General features: G+C 63.0%; 19 protein-coding genes. 14 read left to right on the top strand and 5 right to left on the bottom strand.

Features of this window, described 5'->3' with window-relative positions:
- Window positions 1-19: 19 nt before the first annotated feature.
- The 5 genes from FIU81_RS09230 to miaA form a co-directional block, all read right to left on the bottom strand.
- Complete coding sequence (locus FIU81_RS09230) at window positions 20-1,474, bottom strand: ABC transporter permease (RefSeq protein ID WP_124111820.1); 1,455 nt, start codon at window positions 1,472-1,474, stop codon at window positions 20-22.
- 12 nt (window positions 1,475-1,486) lie between these two features.
- A complete protein-coding gene (locus tag FIU81_RS09225) occupies window positions 1,487-2,533 on the bottom strand; it encodes an ABC transporter permease (protein WP_124111821.1) in 1,047 nt (348 codons plus the stop codon).
- 80 nt (window positions 2,534-2,613) lie between these two features.
- Entirely contained in the window at window positions 2,614-4,287 is a 1,674-nt protein-coding gene (locus tag FIU81_RS09220) for an ABC transporter substrate-binding protein (RefSeq protein ID WP_124111822.1), read from the bottom strand.
- Between the two features lie 192 nt (window positions 4,288-4,479).
- Window positions 4,480-5,280 (bottom strand): helix-turn-helix domain-containing protein, encoded by an 801-nt coding sequence (locus FIU81_RS09215; protein ID WP_124111823.1) that lies wholly within the window; start codon window positions 5,278-5,280, stop codon window positions 4,480-4,482.
- A gap of 80 nt (window positions 5,281-5,360) precedes the next feature.
- Window positions 5,361-6,257, bottom strand: coding sequence for a tRNA (adenosine(37)-N6)-dimethylallyltransferase MiaA (gene miaA, locus FIU81_RS09210; RefSeq protein ID WP_254695882.1), 897 nt, complete (start codon window positions 6,255-6,257; stop codon window positions 5,361-5,363).
- Between the two features lie 74 nt (window positions 6,258-6,331).
- Here miaA and pyrH point away from each other — a divergent pair, with 74 nt between their 5' ends.
- The 14 genes from pyrH to lpxB all read left to right on the top strand — a co-directional run bounded on the left by pyrH (window position 6,332) and on the right by lpxB (window position 20,212).
- Complete coding sequence (pyrH, locus tag FIU81_RS09205; RefSeq protein WP_124111824.1) at window positions 6,332-7,060, top strand: UMP kinase; 729 nt, start codon at window positions 6,332-6,334, stop codon at window positions 7,058-7,060.
- A 47-nt stretch (window positions 7,061-7,107) separates the two neighbouring features.
- Entirely contained in the window at window positions 7,108-8,889 is a 1,782-nt protein-coding gene (locus FIU81_RS09200) for a S1C family serine protease (protein ID WP_124111825.1), read from the top strand.
- Window positions 8,890-8,968: 79 nt separating this feature from the next.
- Window positions 8,969-9,532, top strand: a complete 564-nt coding sequence (frr, locus tag FIU81_RS09195; RefSeq protein WP_124111826.1) for a ribosome recycling factor — start codon at window positions 8,969-8,971, stop codon at window positions 9,530-9,532.
- Window positions 9,533-9,722: 190 nt separating this feature from the next.
- Window positions 9,723-10,439: a polyprenyl diphosphate synthase gene (gene uppS, locus FIU81_RS09190; protein WP_124111827.1), complete on the top strand. Its 717-nt coding sequence runs from the start codon at window positions 9,723-9,725 to the stop codon at window positions 10,437-10,439.
- On the top strand, window positions 10,436-11,221 hold the full coding sequence (locus FIU81_RS09185; protein WP_124111828.1) for a phosphatidate cytidylyltransferase: 786 nt from the start codon (window positions 10,436-10,438) through the stop codon (window positions 11,219-11,221). The genes uppS and FIU81_RS09185 overlap by 4 nt, the downstream gene beginning before the upstream one ends.
- Before the next feature lie 4 nt (window positions 11,222-11,225).
- Window positions 11,226-12,395, top strand: coding sequence for a 1-deoxy-D-xylulose-5-phosphate reductoisomerase (gene dxr, locus FIU81_RS09180; RefSeq protein WP_124111829.1), 1,170 nt, complete (start codon window positions 11,226-11,228; stop codon window positions 12,393-12,395).
- Window positions 12,396-12,406: 11 nt separating this feature from the next.
- Window positions 12,407-13,729, top strand: coding sequence for an RIP metalloprotease RseP (gene rseP, locus FIU81_RS09175; protein WP_124111830.1), 1,323 nt, complete (start codon window positions 12,407-12,409; stop codon window positions 13,727-13,729).
- Window positions 13,730-13,821: 92 nt separating this feature from the next.
- Window positions 13,822-13,947, top strand: a complete 126-nt coding sequence (locus FIU81_RS17030) for a hypothetical protein (RefSeq protein ID WP_256366137.1) — start codon at window positions 13,822-13,824, stop codon at window positions 13,945-13,947.
- A gap of 189 nt (window positions 13,948-14,136) precedes the next feature.
- Complete coding sequence (gene bamA, locus FIU81_RS09170; protein WP_124111831.1) at window positions 14,137-16,422, top strand: outer membrane protein assembly factor BamA; 2,286 nt, start codon at window positions 14,137-14,139, stop codon at window positions 16,420-16,422.
- Window positions 16,397-16,942, top strand: coding sequence for an OmpH family outer membrane protein (locus tag FIU81_RS09165; RefSeq protein WP_172971440.1), 546 nt, complete (start codon window positions 16,397-16,399; stop codon window positions 16,940-16,942). The genes bamA and FIU81_RS09165 overlap by 26 nt, the downstream gene beginning before the upstream one ends.
- A 75-nt stretch (window positions 16,943-17,017) precedes the next feature.
- On the top strand, window positions 17,018-17,470 hold the full coding sequence (gene fabZ, locus FIU81_RS09160) for a 3-hydroxyacyl-ACP dehydratase FabZ (protein WP_124111833.1): 453 nt from the start codon (window positions 17,018-17,020) through the stop codon (window positions 17,468-17,470).
- A complete protein-coding gene (lpxA, locus tag FIU81_RS09155) occupies window positions 17,467-18,264 on the top strand; it encodes an acyl-ACP--UDP-N-acetylglucosamine O-acyltransferase (protein WP_124111834.1) in 798 nt (265 codons plus the stop codon). Before fabZ ends, lpxA begins: the two co-directional genes overlap by 4 nt.
- Window positions 18,261-19,064 carry an LpxI family protein gene (locus tag FIU81_RS09150; RefSeq protein ID WP_172971439.1) on the top strand — a complete coding sequence of 268 codons (804 nt, stop codon included), beginning with the start codon at window positions 18,261-18,263 and terminating at the stop codon, window positions 19,062-19,064. Before lpxA ends, FIU81_RS09150 begins: the two co-directional genes overlap by 4 nt.
- Window positions 19,061-20,212, top strand: coding sequence for a lipid-A-disaccharide synthase (gene lpxB / locus FIU81_RS09145; RefSeq protein ID WP_124111835.1), 1,152 nt, complete (start codon window positions 19,061-19,063; stop codon window positions 20,210-20,212). The genes FIU81_RS09150 and lpxB overlap by 4 nt, the downstream gene beginning before the upstream one ends.
- Window positions 20,213-20,240: the final 28 nt, after the last annotated feature.

Here is a 20,240-nt window from a genome sequence, read left to right as displayed (position 1 = left end):
CTGGCCCCCGGGCAGATCATCAATCGCGCAGCGATTCTTCCCGCAGACCGTCCGCCAGCAGGTTCAGGCCCAGCACCAGCGACAGCAGCGCGAGGGCCGGGGCCAAAGCGGGGTGCGGGTAGATGGCCAGCAGCTTGCGGCCGTCGTTGATCGTCGATCCCCAGTCGGGGCTTTCGGGCGGCAGTCCAAGGCCGAAGAAGCCCAGCGTGCCCAAAAGGATCGTGGTGTAGCCCACGCGCAGGCAGAAATCGACGATCAGTGGTCCGCGCGCATTGGGCAGGATCTCCCACAGCATGATGTACCACTTGCCCTCTCCGCGGGTCTGCGCGGCGGCCACGTAGTCGCGGGTCTTGATGTCCAAAGCGATGCCCCGGACGATGCGGAACACCGTGGGCGCGTTCACGAAGACGACCGCGACGAAGACGATCAGGATGCCGCCGGGCACGTCGAACAGGTCGAGCGCGTTCGGCAGGATGCGGAACACGCCGAACGGCTCTGAGATCAGCGACAGGTACAGCCAGCCCAACCCGCCGATCACCGCTGTCAGCAGGATTAGTCGCAGGGTGGGGCGCGTGTGGTAGCGTGCGTTCAGCAGGATCGTCAGGAAGGCGATCGGGAACAGGAACATGACGGCGGCCATGTAGGTCGGGATGCCGGTCGCCACGATCTCCGGCGTGACCAGCAGGTAGAACAGCAGGATCACCGGAAAGGCGAGGATCAGGTTCGCAATGAAGGTCAGCACCGTGTCCAGCTTGCCGCCCTGATAAGCGGCCGGAAGGCCCAGCGTGATGCCGACCATGAAGGCGAACAGCGTTGCCAATGGTGCGATTTGCACCACGACGGATGAGCCTGCGATCATGCGGCTGAACACGTCACGCCCCAGATTATCGCCACCCAGCAGGTAGTAGCCATATGCGCCGTCGGCCACGTCGCCGATCATGCGGGTGTAGGGTGTTCCGGGCAGCTCGTTCTTCATGGCACCCGACTGCCCTAAAGGATCGTATGTGGCGATCAGGTCGAAGGACACGAAGATTGCGCAGAATATCCAGAACATCACCAGCGCGAAGCCAATCACGCCGATGGTCGAGTCGAAGAGCTTGCCGTATAGGCCCAGCCGCCGCTTGAACGCGTAGGATAGTCCCAGTGTCAGTGCGAGTGCGATCCACACGGGCATGAGGCGGCGCATGATGCCGCCAATGATGCCGCCGTCGGTATCGAATGCGATGCCGCCCAAGATAAACAACGCCAACGTGCCGATCACGGCCAGCAGCGCGAAGAACATCGCGGTGTCGATCATCTCCAACGGGCCGCGTGCGTCCACCAACGTGCCATCGGCTTGCGCCGTCGGCGGGGCCGGTGCCAGGAACAGGCCCGCGACAGTGCGCAGGACGAACAGGATGATCAGCGCCGCGAATGCGGTGAAGAGGATCGTGGTCAACGGCGCCAGCGCGCCGGTCCATGTCAGGGGTTCCATACGGCTCCCTCCTTACGTGACGCTGATGCGCGGGTTGAGCCAGACGTAGCCGATGTCGGATATCAGCTGCGTTACCAGAACGACGAAGACGGACACGACGGATACGGCCAGCAGCAGTTCGATGTCGTTATTGGATGCGGCCTGCACCAGCGTCCAGCCGAAGCCTTTGTAGTTGAACAGGGTCTCTACGATCACTACGCCGTTTAGCAGCCACGGGAATTGCAGCATGATCACCGTGAAGGGCGCGATCAGGGCATTGCGAAGGGCGTGCTTCAGTACAACCTTGGGGAAGCTGACGCCCTTCAGCCGCGCGGTGCGGATGTACTGTTGGGTCATCACCTCTGCCATGGACGCGCGGGTCATCCGGGCGATGTAACCGATGCCGTAGAGCGCGATGGTCAGGACGGGCAGGGCGAAGTTTTCGAAGGTCGCGTTCTCCATCGCACCTGTCGCGGTGCCCTTGAACCAGCGCAGTCCTACCGCGCTGGATGCGAAGACGGTGATGAAGATGACGCCCGACACATATTCCGGTGTTGCCGTGGATACGATGGACACCGACGACAGCCCTCGATCCAGCCGAGAGCCTTCGCGCATCCCCGCCAGCACGCCGATGATCAACGCCGCAGGCACCATCAGCAGCATGACGAAGCCCATCAACTTTGCGGTCAGGCCAAGGCGCGTGGCGATGATGCTGCCGACCTCTTCGCGGAAGACAGACGAAAAGCCCCAGTTGCCTTGCACGACGCCGCAGAAAGTCGATGCACCTGGTGGAACCTCGTCCGCCTCACCGAAGCAACGCCCCCGAAAGCCGCCCGGCTGTTCGACCACATAGCCCGGCACGACGCCCAGCCATTCGCCGTAGCGCGCGAAGACGTTGCGGTCGTAGCCCCGGTTTTCCAGCCACGAGACGACCTCATCGTCGGTCATCCGCATATTTCCTTGCGTCTTCGCAAGTTTTTCAAGGTTGGGCGAAAGGTTCGTCAGGAAGAACACGACGAACGTCAGGCACAGCGCCGTCAGGATCATCACGCCAAGGCGTCGGAGAAGGAAAAGACCCAAGGGATCAGGCTCCTGTCAGGGGCAGGTACGATACGAAAAAGGGCCGCGCGGGATGACCGGCGCGGCCCCTTGGACTGATATCAGGCCGACAGACCCAGCTTGTATTGGGGGATCTCATACAGCGGATGCACTTCGGCGCCCGTCACATGCTGCGTGTAGTGACGGTAGATCGAGCGCCAGTAGGGCTGGATGATGACGCCGTCGTCGATCATCAACTGCTCGATCTCTTTCATGATGACCCGACGCTCATCCGCGTCCGCGATCCCCATGGCCTCTGACAGCTTGGCGTCGAACTCGGGATTGGCGTAGGCACATTCGTTCCAGGCCTCGCCCGAGCGGTAGGCCAACGACAGCGTCTGAACGCCCAAGGGCCGCTGGTTCCAGTCGGTCGACGAGAAGGGAAACTTGGCCCAGTCGTTCCAGAACGTGTTGCCCGGAAGGATCGAACGGTTCACCCGGATACCGGCGTCGCGCAGCTGGGCGGCGCAGGCGTCTGTGGTGTTCTTGCGCCAGTCGTCGTCGATGGACACCAGCTCATGCTCGTAATCGGCCATCCCGGCCTCTTCCAGCAACGCCATGGCACCTTCGGGGTCGTAGACGACCGGGTTGTCGACTTCGGCGTATTCGGGGTGGATCGGGCAGACGTGGTGGTTCTCGGCCACTTCGCCCAGGCCCGAATAGCCCAGCTCAAGCAGGACCGAATTATCGACGGCCATTTGCAGCGCTTTGCGGACGCGTACGTCGGCATAGGGCTTCTCGCCGTTTACCTCGGCCTCCTGATTGCAGCGGATGACGATTGTCGAGGCTGTGATCGTCTCGGATTTCACAAGATCAAGGCTGTCCATGATCTCGATGAATTCACCGACACTTTCATACAGCATGTCGACTTCTTCGGATTCGATGGCCGCCAGCCAGGCGGCGGGGTCGGTCCCGTAGTCGATGTATTCGATCCGCTCTAGCGATGCGCCGCCGAAGCCTTCGGCCTCCGCACCCCACCACTGGTGGTCGGCATTCTTCACCAGCACCGTCTTCACGCCGACCGACAGGTCTTCCAGCGTGTAGGGGCCCGTGCCGATCAGGCCCGCGCCGCTGGTCATGTCGCCACCGTCGTAAGAGGGGTGAACCAGCGCACCGGGGTAATCCGAGACCGAGGCCATGAGCGCGATGTCGGGAGAGGTCAGGTTGATGACGAGCGTCAGGTCGTCCTGCACATCAAGAATGCCTTCCTTGATCGTACCGCTGTCGGGATCGACCATATCGCCCATGCGGGACGCCATCGAATTGCCTTCGACGCCCTTCTCGCACCAGCGGCGGAAGTTGTGTGCCACATGCTCGGCGGTGAAAGCGTCGCCGTTGTTCCAGGTGATGCCCTCACGCAGTTTCAGCGTGTACGTCGTGGCGTCGTCGGAAACCTCGTAGCTTTCCAGCAGCATCGGGCGGATGGTGCCGTCGGCCTGGTATTCGGTCAGGTATTCAAGCCAGCCGCGGTAGATGTTGGCGATCTGCGGCCAGTCGGTCACGCGCGGGTCTTTCAGCGCGCGCACTTCCATCTGGATGCGCAGGGTGCCGCCATCCATGGTGTGCTGCTCTGCGTGGGCGGGGGCGGCGGCACCGATCAGGCCATAGGCCGCGGTTGCGCTGACGCCCAGCGCGGTAGCGCGGGTCAGGAACTCACGGCGGCTGATCTTGCCGGCCTGATATTCGGTGGCGTGCATCTTTGCGGCCGGATGGATCCGGTCGGTGGAATGGCTCATAGGTCTCTCCCTGATTGTCCTGTTACGACTTCTTATGGCTGCGGTCGGCCCTTGGGCGACGCAATCATTGGTCGCGGCACGTGAATTATGCGCACGATGTGGACAGGCCCGTCAACCGCGACACGCACAAAAGTGATCCAAATGCGACATCACGTGCCTGTTTCCGACATTCTTGTGACGCAGTGATCGGGATTAAGCAGACCGGCGGAAGGCCGAGGGTGTCTGGCCATTGAGGGACTGAAACGCACGGGTGAAATAGGCGTGCGACGTAAAGCCAAGCGTCGCGGCGACCTCTGAGATGGGCATCCGCGTCTCTGCCAGCAAGCGCCGCGCTTCGAAGTTCACGCGGTCCTTCAGGAAAGCGGACGCCGGACGCCCGGAGGCCTTGCGGCAGGCCCGGCTCAGATGAGCGGGTGTCACGCCGAGTGCGCGCGCGAAGTCCGCCACGGTGTGCCCGTCGCGGAAGTAGCGTTCCAGTAATGAGGTATAGGCTTCCGCTAGCGTTTCGTGCGCGCGGGGATCGCGGACCTCGTCTATTCGGTATTGTGCTTGCCGTTCCAGCCAGACGGCCAGCAGGCCAAGGTGGAAGCCCAGCGCGCGTTCTGACCGCTTGGTGCCGCGCGTCAATTCGGTGCGGATATCCTCGATCCGGGCGTTCAGATCGTCACGGGCCTCTGAGGCGTCGATGTGCAGCGTCACCATGTCTTCCGGCAGGCTCTCGATCACGTCTGATGGCAAGAACAACAGCGATCCATCCGTCTCGTCCGAGCCTTCGAAGCCGTGCATCGTCCCGGCGGGCAGCAGGATAGCTTCGTACGCGTGGAACGGGCGGTACACGCCTTGCACGGTCATCCGCCCCTCGCCGCGCGTGAACCAGTACAGGACTGGCTGGCTGTAGGACCGCATGGCGGCGGTGCGCCAGCGCCCGCCCGCGATAAGTTTCGGCAGGGATACAAGGCTGGGACCGGCGGTGGGCCGGGTAAAATCAAGCATGCTGGGTCTCCGGAGTGGCAGCGCCGGTAGTGTCCCCAGAGGCTAGAGATGATTCGGGCGATTCTCCAAGAAGATTCGGACTATTCAGGCAGATCGCTGGATTTGGTTAACAATTCGACACGATCCCATCCCTTCATCCGTGACCTGAACCATGTGCGCTGCCGCTTGGCATATTGGCGCGTTGCGATGACGGCCCGCTCGCGTGCGTCGCCCAGCGTCAGGTCGCCCGCCAGATACGCGATCAACTCCGGCGCGCCTATCGCCCGGTCTGCGGGTCGATTGAAGTCGAAGTCGGCGGCGTTTGCGCGGGCTTCCTCCATCGCGCCGGACGCCAGCATCGCGTCGAAACGGGTCTCGATACGCGGTGTCAGCAAGGACGGCGGCGCGTCGATCACCAGCGTCAGAGCGGCTTCGGGCGGCAACAGCGGCGGCGCGGTGTCGTCCTGCCAGTCGGCCAAGCCCCGCCCGGTGGCGTGCCACACTTCCCATGCGCGCTGCACGCGAGCGGGGTTCTGCGTGTCGATCCGCGCGCGTGTTCGGGCATCCAGCGCGGCGAGCATGGTGATCTGGTCCAGCGCATCTCCCTCGGCTCTGACTTCATTGGGGGTCGGGGGGATTTCCGCCAATCCTTCCGTAAGCGCGGTGAAATACAGCCCCGTGCCGCCGACGATGATGGGACGCTCGGAACCATCCAGCAGCGGCGCTACTTCACGCAGCCAATGCCCGGCGGAATAGGCGTCGTTTGCGCCGACGTGCCCGTAGAGCCGATGCGGCGCGTGCGCCAGTTCGTCGTCCGAAGGGCGGGCCGTCAGCACCCGCCAGCGCGCGTAGACCTGCAGCGCGTCGGCATTCACGATCACCCCGCCATGCGCCTCGGCTATGGCCAGCGCCAGCGCGGACTTGCCGCTGGCCGTCGGTCCGGCGATCAGTACCGGCCTGTCGCGCCCGGCGTCTCGAATTGCCGCCTTCATATCCATTTCGTCGATCCCGACAGTTGCCCCGACGCGCCTTTTGGCGCACATACCGCCGCAAGGTCAAAGCGGGGCATGACATGGCGGATGCACACGGAACCAAGCGCTACGATCGCGTTCTTCTGAAAATTTCGGGCGAAGCGTTAATGGGTGATCAGGGCTATGGCCTGCATCCCCCCACCGTCGAGCGCATCGCGGCAGAGGTGAAATCGGTCCACGACATGGGCGTCGAGGTCTGCATGGTCATCGGCGGCGGCAACATTTTCCGCGGGCTGCAAGGCTCGGCGCAGGGGATGGAGCGGACGACCGCAGACTACATGGGGATGCTCGCCACCGTGATGAACGCGCTGGCGATGCAGGGCGCGCTGGAAGCGCACGGCATCCACACACGCGTCATCAGCGCGATCACCATGAACGAGGTCGCCGAGCCCTACATCCGCCGCCGCGCGGTGCGCCACCTAGAGAAAAAGCGCGTCTGCATCTTCGCCGCCGGCACGGGCAATCCCTATTTCACGACTGATACGGCTGCGACGTTGCGCGCCAACGAGATGGCCTGTCAGGCGATCTTCAAGGGTACGAAAGTGGACGGCGTCTATGACAAGGACCCTGCCAAGCACGACGACGCAGTTCGGTATGACCACGTGAGCTACGACGAGGTGCTGCAAAAGCACTTGGGCGTCATGGACGCATCGGCCATCGCGCTTGCGCGCGACAACAACCTGCCGATCATCGTGTTCTCTCTGGACGAGCCAGGTGGATTTCGCGGCATCCTTGCGGGCGAGGGGACGTTCACGAAGGTCTCGGACTAAGCGATTTTTCGCTTGAAAGGGGGCGCGTGTTCTTCAACCTTCGAGGGATGAGGCACGCGTTCCGTTTATCAGTTATCCTCTTCCTAATGCTCGGCTCGGGACAGGTTGCTGCCAGTTCCTGGTTCGGGGCCGGCCGCTGTGGAATCGTCGTCGCCGCGCGCCAGTCGCTTGGAGAGGTCCGCATCTACATCAACGAAAACGGTTGGTCAGACGACGCGCGGGTCTTTGCATCCGACAACGGGTGGTATGCGATCGTCGTGGCTCAGGTCCCCGACAACGTCGCTGACAGTGTGCTGGACCGCCAGAAGCGGCAAGGGCGCATTCCACCAGATGCCTATTGCTCGGAAGGTGACGCCTATCGCCGAGAGGTGCCGTTGATGGCAGACGGTCGTTCGGTGGCACCGGCTGATCCAACCGCGCTTTGGGCGGATTTCGACTCCCGCCCACTAAGCCGCACGGAACGGCGGATGCTACAGGCAGCCCTCGCCATGCAGGGCGATTACGTCGGCCTGCTCGATGGTGTTTGGGGCAGCGGCAGTCAGGCCGCACTGGAGCGTTATACTGCGCGTCAGCATGGTGCAGAGCCGGTGAATGCCCATGCCGCGCAACTTGTCCGCGATACACTGTGGCAGTGGGATGCCGATGGGTGGGAGCCGATGGATATCGGCTGGCTGGGTATTTCGATGCTGCTGCCCCAAGAGGGCCTGTATCTGCACGAAGAAGACGATGGCGTGCAGACATGGCGCCACCGCGACGACATGCTGACGATCATGTTCGCCGATTTTCCGGGTGCAGGCATGGCATCTTTGCATGCCGATCTTATGGGGGAACGGGGCCAGATCGCGGAACCATATACGGTTCGGAACAGCGATATGTGGATCACCTCTCTGCGTTTCGCCGGTCATGCAAGCTACCTGCGCAGCGATCTTATTGCGGGTACGTGGTCGACGACGGCGATCTTTGCGCAGGACCGTCATGCGAATGCGATGGCCTTGGTCACGTCCAGCATCAAACGCGGCGGGGCCGATCCGATCTTTCCGCCTCGCGGTGGGGTTCTGGATCGGAACGCGGATGCTCTCGCAGCCATTTCCCGTTCGGAAAGCGCCGACGATCATCCGTCGGAAGATGTGCATGAGGACGACAGACCCAATCGGGTGGCGGTCGCCCGACCCGAAAGACAGCCGCCGCCTGACGATCAGCGACCGCAACCGACCGAAGCGCGCAGCACGGGAACGGGCTTCTTCGTCTCAGAAGACGGGGTCGCACTGACGAACGCGCATGTGATCGATGGATGCCGATTTGTGCATTTGGGCGGGCAAGCGGCCGAGGTGATTGCGCAGAGCTCGGCCTTCGATCTGGCTGCGGTGCGGGTTTCCGAGGCGAGCGAAATGACGCCGCTGCCCTTCGCGACAGGAAACGCTGGTCTGAACGCGGACCTGACTGTCGCAGGCTACCCGCTGCACGGTCTGCTCGGCGGGCTGAATATCACGCGTGGCGCGGTGTCGTCCCTGCGTGGTCTGGGTGGCGACGAGACGACGTTACAGATCAGCGCTCCGGTTCAGCCCGGTAATAGCGGGGGGCCTGCGGTAGATCGTTTTGGTCATGTCGTGGGGGTGGTGGTCGCCAAACTGGACACCGTTGCGCTTGCCGAAGCCTCTGGCGACATTGCGCAGAACATCAATTTCGTGATCCGTGGAAGCGTCGCCACCGCCTTTCTGTCAGCGCATGATATTGGGTACGCTCGCGCACCTGCCGATGCTGAACCCTTGTCTCCAGAAGACGCAGCGCGTCGTCTGCAGGACGCGACCCGCTTGATCGAGTGTTTCTAGCTTCATTCAACACTCTGGAAATTGCCTGTCCGTTTCGGCATATGTGCCGGGAACACGCCTTCTAGCAGGACCGAACACAATGGCCGACGACATCGAAATCGACACCGACGATCTGCAACGGCGCATGGACGGCGCGATGGCTGCTCTGCGCCAGGAATTCGCATCGCTGCGCACGGGCCGGGCGTCCGCCTCCATGGTCGAGCCGATCATGGTCGACGCTTACGGCGCGCCGACGCCGATCAATCAGGTCGGCACGGTCAACGTGCCAGAGCCCCGGATGGTGACGATCACGATCTGGGACAAGACGCTGGTTAGTAAGGCCGAAAAAGCAATCCGCGAGTCCGGTCTGGGCATCAACCCGGTGATCGACGGCACGACCATCCGCCTGCCGATCCCTGAACTGAACGAGGAGCGCCGCACTCAGCTTGCGAAGGTCGCTGGCACCTACGCCGAGAACACCCGCGTCGCCATCCGCAACGTCCGCCGGGACGGCATGGACCAGCTGAAGAAGGCGAAGAACGACGGCATGGGCGAGGACGATCAGAAGCTGTGGCAGGCCGAGATCCAAGAGATGACGGACGGCTACATCAAGAAAGTGGACGAGGCGTTGGAAACCAAGCAGCAGGAAATCATGCAGGTGTGAACCACGTCTGAAACGCGTGCCAGTGGCGCGCTTCAGCGGCCAGCGCGCGATGCATTTGATCTGGGCGCACCCGTCTATGCAAAGCGTTATCACCTATGCATCGCCGAAATCGAGCCTGCCCCTACCGCTATACTGGCATCGTTTACACTTTTCCGCTAAATCAGCCGCACCGCGCGCGAAGGAAGCGACCATGAGCGATCAGAAAAACGGACCTCGTCATGTCGCCTGCATCATGGACGGCAACGGACGCTGGGCACAGGCGCGCGGTCGGCCCCGTCTTTTCGGGCACCATGCAGGTGCCCAACGCGTCAGGGATGTGGTCAAGGCCTGCCCCGACCTGGGCGTAGAATATTTGACGATCTTCGCCTTCTCGACAGAAAACTGGAAGCGCACGCAGACTGAAGTGGCAGGGCTGATGAAGCTTTTTCGTCGCTACATTCAGTCAGAGGCGCGCGAGTTGCTGGCCGCGGGTGTGCGCGTGCGCTTCATTGGTGACCGCGTGCGGTTGAGCCCCAAGCTATCGAAGATGATGGATGAGCTGGAGCTTTTGACCAGCCGCAACGACAAGCTGCACCTTACCATCGCGCTGAACTACGGTGGCCGGGACGAGATTGGCCGCGCGACGAAGCGTCTGGCCAAGGAAGTCGCGGCGGGGCGGTTGAGCCCGGATGATGTGGATGAAACCACGCTCGCCCGCTTCCTCGACACTTGTTTCCTACCCGACCCCGACCTTGTGATCCGTACCAGCGGCGAAGCGCGGATCAGCAACTTCCTGCTGTGGCAGTCAGCTTATGCAGAGTACGAGTTCATCGACACCCTTTGGCCCGATTTCACGCCCGCCGTCTTTGCCGAGACTGTGGGCCGCTACGGCAACCGCGAACGTCGTTTCGGTGCCGTGACCGCATGAGCAAATCCCGTTGGAACGATCTGGGCGAACGCATCGGCGTCGGTGCCGTCGTTGCGCTGGTGGGTCTGGCCTGCGTCTGGTTCGGGGGCTTCCCTTTCGCCGCGCTCACCGTAGTCGCCTCTGGCGTGATGGTCTGGGAACTGGTGCGGATGCTGGACCCGAAAGCACCCGCCGTGCTGCTGGCCGGTTTGTCGGCGGCGGCGTTGATTGTGGCAGAGATCTTGCCGGTCACCTATGCCTTGCCGCTTGTCATCGCGCCGGTCTTCATCGGAATTTCGCAACTCACCCAGCGCAGACTGACCTTCGCGGTCTTCACCGGCTTGATCATCCTGGCGGGTCTTGGCCTGTACATCCTGCGCGCGGACTTCGGCTTCGTCTGGATGCTGTGGCTGGCGCTGGTCGTCATCGCGTCCGACGTGTTCGGCTACGCTTTCGGCCGTATAATCGGCGGGCCGAAGCTATGGCCGCGTATCAGCCCGAACAAGACCTGGGCGGGCACTGTCGCTGGCTGGATTGGGGCTGTGATTGTCGGCGGGGGCATTGCCTGGTGGACGGGTGTCGGCCCGGAAATCGTGCCGGTCTCCATCGCCGTTGCAATGGCCGCGCAGATCGGCGACGTGGCGGAGTCGGCAGTCAAACGCAGGGCAGGGGTCAAGGACAGCTCTTCGCTGCTGCCTGGCCACGGCGGCTTGTTCGACCGCTTCGACGGGATGCTGGGCGCGTCGGTCTTCATGTTGCTGACCACACCCATCATTGGCTTCCCTCCGGGCACGCTGGCCTAAGCGCATGCGACGCATTTCCGTCTTCGGCTCAACCGGCTCGATCGGATGCAGCACGCTTGATCTGATCGCGCGGCGGCGGGACGACTTCGATGTCGTCGCCCTGACCGGCGGACGCAATATCGCGCGCCTGGCCGAACAGGCCCGCGACCTGTGCCCCGAAATTGCCGTTTGCGCCTACGAAGATGATCTGCCCGCACTGCGTGATGCGCTGGCTGGTACGAAGGTAGAGACCGCCGCCGGGCGCGCCGCGATCCTTGACGCCGCGCGCCGTCCTGCGGATTGGATCATGTCGGGTATCGTCGGGTCTGCGGGGCTGGAGCCGGGGCTGATCGCGCTGGAGCAAGGGACAACGCTGGCGCTGGCCAACAAGGAAAGCCTTGTCTGCGCGGGGCCGCTTTTGATGGCGACAGCCGCCGAGCACCGCGCCACGATCCTGCCTGTGGATAGTGAGCATTCTGCGGTGTTTCAGGCCCTGATCGGGGAGGATATCGCCGCCGTCGAGCGCATCATCATCACCGCGTCGGGCGGTGCGTTTCGGGACTGGCCGAAGGATAAGCTGGCGCGGGCCACGCCAGAACAGGCGGCGACCCATCCTAATTGGGACATGGGCCAGCGCATCACCATCGACAGCGCATCCATGTTCAACAAGGCGCTGGAATTGATCGAAACGCATGAATTCTTCGGCATTGCGCCTGATCGGATCGAAGCGCTCGTTCACCCTGAATCCATGATCCACGCCATGGTTGGCTTTAGCGACGGCGCGCTGATGGCGCATATCGGCCCGCCGGACATGCGCCACGCCATCGGTTTCGCGCTGAACTGGCCAGAGCGGCGGACGTTGCCGGTGGACAGGCTCGACTTCGCGAAGCTTGGCCAGTTCACCTTCCGCGCCCCGGATGAGGACAAGTATCCGGCCCTGCGCTTGGCGCGTGAAGTCATGCGCGATGGCGGGCTATCGGGTGCCGTGTTCAATGCCGCGAAGGAGCGCGCGCTCGATCACTTCATCGCGGGACGAATCGGATTTCTGCAGATGTCAGAGCTGGTTGAGCGGGTTCTTGACCGGATGACAGAAAGCCGCCTTGGAAATGACGCGCTCAGCCTTGATATGGTGCACGACATAGACACACAGGCCCGCCGGGCCGCCGATGACCTTGTGCCGCATCTTTCGGCCTGACTGGAGACTGCATGGGACTTCTGCCCGATTTCGGCTCTTTCGCCTTCACGATACTTGCTTTCGTGGCCGCGCTTTCGATCATCGTCGCGATTCACGAATACGGTCACTATATCGTGGGCCGATGGTCTGGCATCCATGCCGATGTCTTTTCGATCGGGATGGGGCCGGTCCTGTTCAGCCGCACCGACAAGCGCGGAACGCGGTGGCAGATCGCCGCGATCCCGGCAGGCGGATACGTCAAGTTCCGGGGGGACGCCGATGCGGCCAGTGTCGGGCGCTCCGATACACCGGGTGTCGATCCGCGCACCACGATGGCGGGTGCGCCTCTTTGGGCGCGTGCGGCGACCGTCGCGGCCGGTCCGATCTTCAATTTCGTTCTGTCGATCCTCGTCTTCGCGGTGATCCTCGGGATTCGCGGGGTCGCCACCGATCCGTTGGTGGTGGAAGAGGTCCGCGCGCTGCCGGGGATCGAGCAGCAGCTGGAGCCGGGTGATCGGCTGTTGACCATCGCAGACCAAGATGTCCCCGAGGTCGAAGGACTGACGGCGTTCGTGGACAACCTGCCACTGGAGCCGCGGCTTCCCTACACGGTCGAGCGGGCAGGGCAGACGGAAACGCTGGACGGTCCCTATCCTTATCCGGCCATCGTGGCTGGCGTGAACCCGCAATCCGCAGCCTCCGACGCCGGTATCCGGGCGGATGAAGTCATCACAGCCATCGACGGCCAATCTATTTTCGCCTTTTCGCAACTGCGCGACATCGTCGGCAATTCGGACGGCAGTGCCATGTCGTTGACCGTATGGTCGCCCGACACGCTTGAGACGCGCACGGTCGATCTGGAACCCCGCCGCATGGACCTGCCGCTGCCAGAGGGTGGGTTCGAGACGCGCTGGCTGATCGGCATCACAGGCGGTCTGTACCTGACGCCGCAAACGACGACACCCGGCCCCATTGCAGCGCTGTCCTACGGTGTGGATCAGACGATCTTCATCGTGCGCTCGTCGCTGTCAGGCCTGTATAATATGGCCGCTGGCGCGATCTCCACCTGCAATCTACAGGGCCCGGTGGGCATCGCGCAGACCAGTGGGGCGGCGGCCAGTGCCGGTCTGCTCTCGTTCGTATGGTTCGTCGCGGTTCTGTCCACAGCCGTTGGCTTGTTGAACCTGTTTCCAATCCCTGTGCTCGACGGTGGGCACCTTGTTTTTCATGCCTATGAAGCCGTGCGCGGAAAGCCGCCTTCGGATCGGGCGCTCAATATCCTGATGACGATCGGGCTTGGGTTGCTGGGAACGCTGATGATCTTCGCGATCACCAACGATTTTATGTGTCCATAGAACAACACCAAAAAGCCACCGCGATACTGCCCCAATCCCGACACAAATCGACGCGATCATGGGCGCAACTCTAATCGTGAAAGGTGTGAACCATGCAGTATATTGCCTCGGGCTCGCGCAGCCTGTCCCTTCTATGCCAGTTGAATCTGGATCGTGTGATGTTTCCCGCGGCCATCGGTGGGTGCCTCTTCCTGGGCGGTTTGATCCTTAGCCTCTGAACTAACGCCCGACGTTTCCGGTCTTTTTGACCGACCCCAATTGCCCTGCCGATATCATCGGTGGGGCGATTGCCGTTTTGACATGCCCGTGATGACCCGCTACGCACGAAATCGGGATGTCTGAAACGGGTTAAACTCATGATTGCTATGAGGGGTCGGTGCGCGCGTGGCACCTTGTTGGGGTTGGCGATGCGGGGCGTCAGTGTCGCTGCCTTGGCGGCAGCGGGCGTGGCGAGCACGGCGCCCATGGCTGTGGCGCAGGCCTTTTCGTTCAGCTCGATTGAAGTGCGCGGCACCAACCGCGTCGATCCGGCGACCGTCACCGGCTTTCTGGCGATTCCGCGCGGACAGGCCGTCAGCGCAGGTGAGTTGAACGCGGGCTACCAGCGCGTCGTCGGCTCTGGCCTGTTCGAGTCGGTTGAGATTGCGCCGCAGGGCAACACGCTTGTCGTCACTGTTCAGGAATATCCCACCGTCAACCGCATCGCCTTCGAGGGGAATGAGCGTCTGGATGATGCGGAACTGCGCGAGTTGATCGGCTCTGTCGCGAACCGCGTCTATAACCCGTCGCGTGCCGAAGAAGATGCGCGCGCAATTGCAGATGCCTACGAGGTGCGCGGTCGTCTGGCAGCCAGCGTGACCCCGCGCATCATCCGTCGCGGCGATTCCAGCGTCGATCTGGTGTTCGAAATCGCGGAAGGCCGCGTGGTCGAGATCGAGCGTCTGTCCTTTGTCGGCAACCGCGACTACTCCGACCGCCGCCTGCGGCGCGCCTTGGCCACCAAGCAGGCCGGCTTCCTGCGCACATTTATCGGCAGCGACACCTTCATCGCCGACCGTGTGGCATTGGACCGTCAGCTTCTGACCGATTTCTATCGCTCGCGCGGCTACATCGACTTCCGCATCGACGATGTGACGTCCGAGTTCAGTCGCGAGCGCAACGCTTTCTTCGTCCAGTTCAACGTGACCGAAGGCAATTCTTGGGATTTCGGACGCATCACAGCGTCGTCGGACATTCCGGGGATCAATGCCGCCGACTACGCGGCTGTCGCGAAGATCGACGCAGGCCAGACCTACAGCCCACGTGCCATCGACAACGCCATCACTCGGATGGAAAACCTCGCCACCGAGCGCGGTCTGAACTTCATCCGCGCGACCCCGGTCATCGAGCGCGATCCGCGGAACCTGCGTTTGAACGTGAATTTCGTGATCGAACGCGGCCCGCGCGTCTTCGTTGAGCGCATCGATATCGAGGGCAACCAGACCACGTTGGATCGCGTGGTCCGCCGACAGTTCCGGGTAGTCGAGGGCGATCCGTTCAATCCCCGCGAGATCCGCGCGGCAGCAGAACGTATCCGCGCGCTTGGCTACTTCGCCGACGTGCAGGCGGAAGGCCGCGAGGGATCGTCACCCAGCCAAGTCGTCGTTGACGTGAACGTCGAAGAACAGCCGACCGGTTCTTTGACCCTCGGCGGCTCGTTCTCCAGCGACTCCGGTCTTGGCGTCAATATCGGGTTTCAGGAGCGTAACTTCCTTGGCCGGGGACAGACGGTAGGCGTCAACCTGTCTGGCGGCACCGACACGCGGAACTACTCTTTCAGCTTCACCGAACCGTATCTGTTCGGCCGTGACCTGAGCGGTACCTTCAGCGCGTTTTATCAGACCTCAGATCTGGATGAGGCGTCGTACAGTACCGACATCGCAGGTTTCAGCACCGCGGTCGCCTTCCCGGTGTCCGAACTGGGTCGCCTTCAGTTGCGCTACCGGCTTGCTCAGGAAGAAATCGAGGTCAATGATGAGACGTCGCCCATCATCCAACTCGACGCCGGCGAAGAAATTGTATCTTCCGTCGGCGCGACCTATTCCTACGACAATCGCCGAAGCGGCTTAGAACCTCAGAACGAAATCGTGCTGCGCTTTTCGGCTGATGTTGCTGGCCTTGGAGGGGACGTCGAGTACCTAAAGGGCACGGTCTTCGCCGGATATCAGCGCGCGATTCTCAACGAAGAAGTCAACGTTCGTGCCGTCTTCGAGGGTGGAGCGGTCGGCAACGTCTTTGGCGAAACCGCCACGCGTGTGACGGATCGTTTCTTCCTGTCGTCGCGTCAATTGCGCGGGTTCGAGCCACTGGGCGTCGGTCCGCGCGATCTGAACAACAACGACGAAGATGATCCGCTTGGCGGCAACTACTTCGCCGTTGCTCGGTTCGAGGCCGACTTCCCGCTTGGACTGCCGGAAGAATACGGCATTCGCGGCGGTGCTTTCTTGGACGTCGGCTCGGTTTGGGGACTGGGTTACACCGGACCTGCGGGTAGTGAAGTCGATGACGACTTCGCCCTGCGCTCGTCCATCGGTGTATCGCTCTTCTGGGATACACCTCTTGGACCGCTGCGCTTCAACTTTGCCGAAGCGCTGCAGGCCGAGGACTTTGATGAAACGCGGACGTTCAATGTCACGCTCTCCACGCAGTTCTAGACGCGCCGTTCTGGGCGGTTTGGTCGGGGCCGCCTTCTGGGCGGCTTCTCCCGTTCAGGCGCAGGATGCTGCCGGCATCGCGGTTGTGGATCAGGAACGTCTGTTTCGGAATAGCCGTTTCGGGCAAGAGTTGCTGTCCGAGATCGATCAGCGGGGCACAGCCTTGGCGGCCGAGAATCGCCGGATCGAAGAAGAGCTGACAGAGGAAGAGCGCGCGCTGACCGATGCCCGCGCTACGCTTGACGTTCAGGACTTCCGCGCCCGCGCCGAAGAGTTCGATCAGAAAGTGCGCCAGATCAGGGCCGAGCAGGATGCGAAATCGGCGGCTGTAACCCGAATGCAGGATCAGGCCCGGCAGGAATTCGTGCGTCGCATCACGCCGATCCTTGCCGATTTGCTGGCTGAAACGGGTGCCGCCGTTCTTCTGGATCGACGTGTTGTTCTAGCCACCGCTCCAGACGCCGACATCACCGACCGCGCGATCGCCCGCATTGACGCAGAGATCGAGGCGCAGGACTAGGCCACCGCTTCCTTGCCCCTCGACCGACCAACGGCTAAGCCGGTTGAAACGCCGAGTATCACGAACGGGGGCCCCATGTCCGACCTGCAGACCGCCGATATCGACCTGATCCAACGGATCATTCCGCACCGATATCCTTTCCTTCTGGTAGACCGGGTCCGCGACATCGACGGCACACAGTCCGCCGTGGGGATCAAGAACGTCACCTTCAACGAGCCCCATTTCCAAGGCCATTTTCCCGGCGCACCGATTATGCCCGGCGTCACCATCGTCGAAGCGATGGCCCAGACCGCCGCCGTGATGGTGGGCGTTGCGCAAGACTTGGCCGACAAGGACTTCCTAGTTTATTTCATGGGCATCGAGTCCTGCAAATTCCGCCGCAAGGTGGTCCCTGGCGACGTGCTGGAAATGTCGGTCACTACCAAGCGTGGTGGCGGCAAGGTTTGGAAGTTCGCGGGCCGCGCGACTGTCGACGGAGAGCTCGCCTGCGAGGCAGAGTTCACCGCGATGATGGACATGCCGAAGTGAGCACTATCCACGCCTCTGCAACGATCCACCCGCAGGCGGTCATAGAGGACGGTGCGCGCATCGGCCCGGACTGCCACATCGGCCCGTTCTGCGTCGTCGGCGCAGAGGTCGTGCTGGACGCGGGCGTGCGTCTGGACAGCCATGTGGTCGTTTCGGGCCAAACGAGCATCGGCGCGAACACGCAGGTGCATCCCTTTGCCGTGCTGGGCGGCATCCCGCAGGACCTGAAGTTCGGCGGCGAAAAGACCCGACTGGAGATCGGCGCGCGCTGCCGCATCCGCGAACACGTCACCATGAACCCCGGTACGGCCGGTGGCGGTGGCGTGACGAGGGTGGGTGATGACGGGCTGTTCATGGCCGGATGTCACGTGGCGCACGACTGTATGGTCGGCGATCATGTCATTCTCGTAAACAACGCCGCCTTGGCCGGCCACTGTCAGATCGGCAACGGCGCGATCATCGGCGGTCTGTCCGGAGTGCACCAATTCGTGCGCGTGGGCGAGGGCGCGATCATCGGCGCGGTCACCATGGTCACGGCAGATGTGATTCCGCATGCCTTGGTGCAGGGGCCGCGCGGCGTGCTTGACGGGCTGAACCTTGTGGGCCTCAAGCGCAAAGGCGTGGCCCGGTCCGACATCACGGCCCTGCGCGCGGCGTTGCAGATGCTCAAGCAAGGCGAAGGCGCGTTCCAGGATCGCGCCCGCAGGCTGCGCGACGACACCGACAGCGATTACGTCCGCCAGATTGTCGAGTTCGTTCTGGCTGACAGCGACCGCGGTTTCCTCACGCCGTGAGCGATCTTGCGATCATCGCGGGGCAGGGCCGTTTGCCCGGCCTTCTGATGCAGGCTGACCCGCAGGCGCATGTCGCCGGGCTACAGGGTTTCGCCCCGGATGGCGCGGAAAGCTTCCGTCTCGAGCACCTTGGGTCCTTTCTTGCAGGTCTTCGCGCGCGCGGCACCAAGCGCATCGTCTTCGCCGGATCACTCCGGCGCCCGTCCATCGACCCGACCGCCATCGACGCGGCGACCGCGCCACTCGTGCCCCGGCTCGCGATGGCCATGCGGCAGGGTGACGATGCGTTGCTGCGCGCCGTCATCTCTGTCTTCGAAGAGGCCGGGCTTTCCGTCATCGGGCCAACCGATCTGATCCCGGATCTTTTGCCTGCACAGGGTGTCCTGACGCGCGCGGAGCCGGACAGCGATGCCCAAGGCGACGCCGACCGAGCGACGGCATTGTTGCGCGCAACTGGCCCTGCCGATCTGGGTCAGGGGGTCGTCGTCGCATCCGGGCAGGTGCTCGCGCTAGAGGCGCTGCCGGGCACCGATTGGATGCTGGAGAGCGTCGCTGCATTGCGCGGCGACGGTCCGCTGGCCCGACCAGTGCCTGTTGGCGGTCTGTTGATGAAACGACCGAAGCCGGGTCAGGACCGCCGGATCGATTTGCCCGTTATAGGCCCTGATACGGTGCGCCGCGCCGCCGCTGCTGGCTTGCACGGCATCGCGATCGAAGCCGGCGGCGTGATGATCCTCGACCGTGCCGAGACTGTCGCCGCCGCCGACGATGCGGAGCTGTTCCTGAGCGTAGTGCCGTGAAGGCGTTCCTGGTCGCGGGAGAGGCCTCCGGCGACCGCCTTGGCGGCGCGTTGATGGAGGGTCTGACGCAGCTTGCGCCGAACACCACCTTCCAAGGCGTCGGTGGCCCGTTGATGGCCGAGCATGGCTTGTCCAGCCTGTTCCCCATGCATGAACTCAGCGTCATGGGCATCGTAGAGGTTCTGCCGAAATATCGCCATCTGCGGCGCCGGATGATCCAGACCGCCGATGCCTGCCTTGCTGCGAAACCGGACGTCCTGATCACCATCGACAGCCCCGATTTCGGCCTACGGGTTGCCGCTCGTGTTCGCGCCGCCGATCCCTCGATCCGCACGGTCCATTACGTCGCTCCCAGCGTCTGGGCCTGGCGTCCGGGCCGCGCGGCGAAGATGGCGCGGCACGTCGATCAGGTGCTGGCGCTTCTGCCGTTCGAGCCGCCCTACATGGAGGCCGCCGGTATGCGCTGCGATTTCGTCGGTCATCCGGTCGTGTCCGAGCCGCGTGCGACAGATACCGACATTGCTGCTTTCCGCGCGCAGCACGATCTGGGCGACGCTCCGATCCTGCTGGTCTTACCGGGATCTCGCGCCTCTGAGCTGAAACGTCTCGCCGCGCCATTTGGAGCAGCGCTGCATGACCTTTCCGCGCGGCGGCCCGACTTGACCTTCGTCCTGCCCGTCGCGACCGGATTGGAACAGTCCGCTCGTGAATTGACGGCGCACTGGCCATCCACGTTGCGGCTCGAAAACCCGACCAAGACCCAGAAGATCGCCGCCTTCGCCGCCGCCGACGCGGCCCTCGCCGCGTCCGGTACCGTCAGTCTGGAACTCGCCGCCGCCGACACCCCTATGGTCATCGCCTACGATATGAGTTGGCTCAGCTGGCAGATCATGTCCCGCGCCGCCCTGATCGACACGGTGACGCTTGTGAACCTGATCGAAGGCCGGAACATCGTTCCGGAATTCCTAGGCCCCGCCTGTCAGCCCGGTCCCATCGCCGCAGCGCTGGATGACCTTCTGTCCGATCCTGACGCCCAGCGTCCAGCTCTCAGGCGGACGATGACAGCACTCGGCGAAGGCGGCACACCTCCCGGACTACGCGCCGCCCAAGCCGTTCTGGATGGCTTTCCAGCTTCTTTGTTTTCCTAAATACTCACTGGCGGACCGCCCGATGCAG

The sequence above is a fragment of the Palleronia sp. THAF1 genome (assembly GCF_009363795.1).
Taxonomy (GTDB): Bacteria; Pseudomonadota; Alphaproteobacteria; order Rhodobacterales; family Rhodobacteraceae; genus Palleronia.
The sequence above is the reverse complement of the archived record's forward strand: the minus strand, read 5'-3'. Positions and strand labels throughout refer to the sequence as shown.

Bases quoted from the DNA above. Each gene is read 5' to 3' on its own strand.
- uppS (WP_124111827.1), top strand. From the start codon at position 9,723: ATGAGCGATCAGAAAAACGGACCTCGTCATGTCGCCTGCATCATGGAC.
- rseP (WP_124111830.1), top strand. From the start codon at position 12,407: ATGGGACTTCTGCCCGATTTCGGCTCTTTCGCCTTCACGATACTTGCT.
- frr (WP_124111826.1), top strand. From the start codon at position 8,969: ATGGCCGACGACATCGAAATCGACACCGACGATCTGCAACGGCGCATG.
- FIU81_RS09185 (WP_124111828.1), top strand. From the start codon at position 10,436: ATGAGCAAATCCCGTTGGAACGATCTGGGCGAACGCATCGGCGTCGGT.
- FIU81_RS17030 (WP_256366137.1), top strand. From the start codon at position 13,822: ATGCAGTATATTGCCTCGGGCTCGCGCAGCCTGTCCCTTCTATGCCAG.
- FIU81_RS09165 (WP_172971440.1), top strand. From the start codon at position 16,397: ATGTCACGCTCTCCACGCAGTTCTAGACGCGCCGTTCTGGGCGGTTTG.
- fabZ (WP_124111833.1), top strand. From the start codon at position 17,018: ATGTCCGACCTGCAGACCGCCGATATCGACCTGATCCAACGGATCATT.
- bamA (WP_124111831.1), top strand. From the start codon at position 14,137: ATGCGGGGCGTCAGTGTCGCTGCCTTGGCGGCAGCGGGCGTGGCGAGC.
- miaA (WP_254695882.1), bottom strand. From the start codon at position 6,257: ATGGATATGAAGGCGGCAATTCGAGACGCCGGGCGCGACAGGCCGGTA.
- pyrH (WP_124111824.1), top strand. From the start codon at position 6,332: ATGGCGGATGCACACGGAACCAAGCGCTACGATCGCGTTCTTCTGAAA.
- dxr (WP_124111829.1), top strand. From the start codon at position 11,226: ATGCGACGCATTTCCGTCTTCGGCTCAACCGGCTCGATCGGATGCAGC.
- FIU81_RS09220 (WP_124111822.1), bottom strand. From the start codon at position 4,287: ATGAGCCATTCCACCGACCGGATCCATCCGGCCGCAAAGATGCACGCC.
- FIU81_RS09230 (WP_124111820.1), bottom strand. From the start codon at position 1,474: ATGGAACCCCTGACATGGACCGGCGCGCTGGCGCCGTTGACCACGATC.
- FIU81_RS09215 (WP_124111823.1), bottom strand. From the start codon at position 5,280: ATGCTTGATTTTACCCGGCCCACCGCCGGTCCCAGCCTTGTATCCCTG.
- FIU81_RS09200 (WP_124111825.1), top strand. From the start codon at position 7,108: ATGAGGCACGCGTTCCGTTTATCAGTTATCCTCTTCCTAATGCTCGGC.